Genomic DNA, 2,953 nt, shown 5'->3' with positions numbered 1-2,953 from the left:
CGGTGTGTGTGCCCAGGGCTCCGGTGCCGCCGGTGATCAGGACGGTGCCGGTGGGCTGCCAGCCGGTACCGGTGACGGCTGCGGGCAGTGCGCGGGCCAGGCGGCGGCCGTAGATCCCGGCTCCGCGGATTGCGGTCTGGTCTTCGCTGCCGTCGGCCAGGATGCTTGCGAGTCGGGTTCCGGCCCGGGCGTCCAGGTGGGTGGGGAGGTCGATGAGGCCGCCCCAGCGTTGCGGGAGCTCCAGGGCCGCGACCCGGCCCAGGCCCCATACGGTGGCCTGGTCGGGGTGCTCCAGCCGGTCCGAGCGGCCCACCGTGACCGCGCCCCGTGTGAGGACCCACAGCGGTGCCGGGGCCTCACCCAGTGCCTGCACCGCGGCCAGCGTGTCCGCCCAGCCGGACGCGAGTAGCACCACCCCCGCGATGTCGGGCAGTTGTGCGGCCTCCTCGGCCGGGACGTTCACCACCGTCGCACCGGCCGCGGCCAGCGCTGCGGAGACGTCTGTCTCCTCCTGTCCGATGACCGCCCAGGTACCGGACAGGGGAGCCGGAGGCAGGTCGGTGAGGGGCTTCCAGGTGATCTGGTAGCGCCAGGAGTCCAGGGTGGAGCGCTCCCGGTGACGTCTGCGCCACGCGGACAGCGCGGGCAGTGCCGATTCCAGACCGGCCAGTTCCTCCAGGTCCTCACGCTCGACCGCGTTCCAGAACGCCGAGTCGGCCCCGTCACCCACGGCTGGGCTCACCCAGGGTTCCGGCCAGAACCGTTCGCGTTGGAAGGCGTAGGTGGGCAGGTCGACGGTGCGGCCGCCCCAGTGGGCGAAGACCTTCGCCCAGTTGACGCCGGCGCCCGCTGTCCATAGGCGGCTGATCGCGGTCAGGGTGGTGTCGGTCTCGTTCCGGTCCTTGCGGAGGGCTGAGGTGAAGAGCGTGTCGGGGGCGGTTTCCTGGGCCATGCCGGACAGGACGCCGTCGGGGCCCAGTTCCAGGCAGGTGGTCACGCCCATGGTTTGCAGGGCGGTGACGCCGTCGGCGAAGCGGACGGTCCGGCGGATCTGGTCCAGCCAGTACCCGGGCTCCTGCATCGACCCCGGCTCGGCCACCGCGCCGGTCAGATTCGACACGATCGGGATCCGCGCCGGGTGGAACGTCAGCCTGGCCAGGACGGTGGCGAACTCTTCCAGCATCGGTTCCATCAGGGCTGAGTGGAAGGCGTGCGAGACCGTCAGGACGTTGGTCCGCCGGCCGCGGGCGGCGCACTCGGCCGCGTAGCGCTCGATGGCCGCCAGGTCGCCGGAGAGCACCACCGAGCGGGGGCCGTTGACCGCCGCGACATCCAGCCCGGAGTCGGCGGAGTCGGCGAGGTCCGCTTCTGTCGCCTGCACTGCCAGCATTCCGCCGCCCGGCGGCAGCCCGTGCATCAGGCGGCCGCGTTCGGCGACCAGGGTGCAGGCGTCGTCCAGGTCGAGGATCCCGGAGACGTGGGCGGCGGTGATCTCGCCCAGGGAGTGGCCCAGCAGCACGTCCGGTTCCAGGCCCCAGGACTCGGTGAGGCGGTAGAGGGCGACTTCGAGGGCGAACAGGCCCGCCTGCGCCCACAGGGTGTCCTGCAGGCCGGTGCCGTCGGCCAGCACGGTGCGCAGCGGGTGTTCCAGGCGGACATCCAGGCGGGCGCAGACCGCGTCGAAGGCTTCGGCGAAGACGGGGAATGCCTCATACAGTCCCAGGCCCATGCCGGGGCGCTGGGAGCCCTGGCCGGTGAACAGGAATGCCAGGCGCCCCTCGCCGGTCACCCCGGCAGCCAGGACATCGTCCCCGGTCAGGACTGCGCGGTGTTCCAGTGGGGTGCGTGTGGTGGCCAGGGACCAGCCGATGTCGACCGCGTCCAGCTGTGGGTGCTGGGCGGTGTGGGTGCGCAGGCGTTCGATCTGTGCGTGCAAGGCGGCCTCGGACTGCGCCGAGACCACCCAGGGCACCAGGCCCGGTGCCTGGGGCCGGGCGGTCTCCTCCACCGGTTCGGGCTCGGGGGCCTGTTCCAGCAGGAGGTGGGCGTTGGTGCCGCTGATGCCGAAGGAGGAGACGCCCGCGCGCCGCGGGCGATCCACCGCGGGCCACTCCCGGGTGCGGGTGAGCACGTCCACCGCTCCCGCGGACCAGTCCACCTGCGGTGTCGGGGCGTCCACGTGCAGCGTGGCCGGGAGCATCCCGTGCCGCAGCGCCATCACCATCTTGATCACACCCGCGATGCCGGCGGCGGCCTGGGTGTGCGCGATGTTGGATTTGACCGAGCCGATCCACAACGGCTCACCGCCCTCACCACGCTCCTGGCCGTAGGTGGCCAGCAGCGCCTGCGCCTCGATCGGATCCCCCAGCCGGGTGCCCGTCCCGTGCGCCTCGACCGCGTCCACCTCCGCGGCCCTCAGGCGGGCGTTGGCCAGCGCCTGGCGGATCACCCGCTGCTGGGCGGGACCGTTGGGCGCGGAGAGCCCGTTGGAGGCGCCGTCCTGGTTGACCGCGCTGCCGCGGACCACCGCCAGCACCCGGTGCCCGTGGCGCCGGGCGTCCGTGAGGCGTTCGACCAGCAGCAGGCCGACGCCCTCGCCCCAGCCCATCCCGTCCGAGCCGGCCGCGAACGCCTTGCACCGGCCATCACCGGCCAGACCGCCCTGCCGGCCGAACTCGGCGAACACGCCCGCGTTGACCATCACCGTCACCCCGCCGGCCAGCGCCATCGCGCACTCCCCCGCACGCAGCGCCTGGACAGCCAGATGCAGCGCCACCAGCGAGGAGGAACACGCCGTGTCCACCGTCACCGCCGGGCCCTCCAGCCCGAAGGCATACGCCACCCGGCCCGAGAGCACACTCGTGGCGTTCCCGGTCAGCAGGTGACCATCACTCCCCTGGGGCACGTGCATGCCCACCCCGTAGCCCGAGACACTGCCTCCCACGAACACCCC

General features: G+C 72.9%; 1 protein-coding gene. It reads right to left on the bottom strand.

Annotated features, from left to right (window positions below):
- A partial coding sequence (locus G5C65_RS34705; RefSeq protein WP_165303041.1) for a type I polyketide synthase occupies positions 1-2,953 on the bottom strand: 2,953 nt, incomplete at both ends.

It is taken from the genome of Streptomyces boncukensis (assembly GCF_011045075.1).
Lineage (GTDB): Bacteria > Actinomycetota > Actinomycetes > Streptomycetales > Streptomycetaceae > Streptomyces > Streptomyces boncukensis.
The sequence above is the reverse complement of the archived record's forward strand: the minus strand, read 5'-3'. Positions and strand labels throughout refer to the sequence as shown.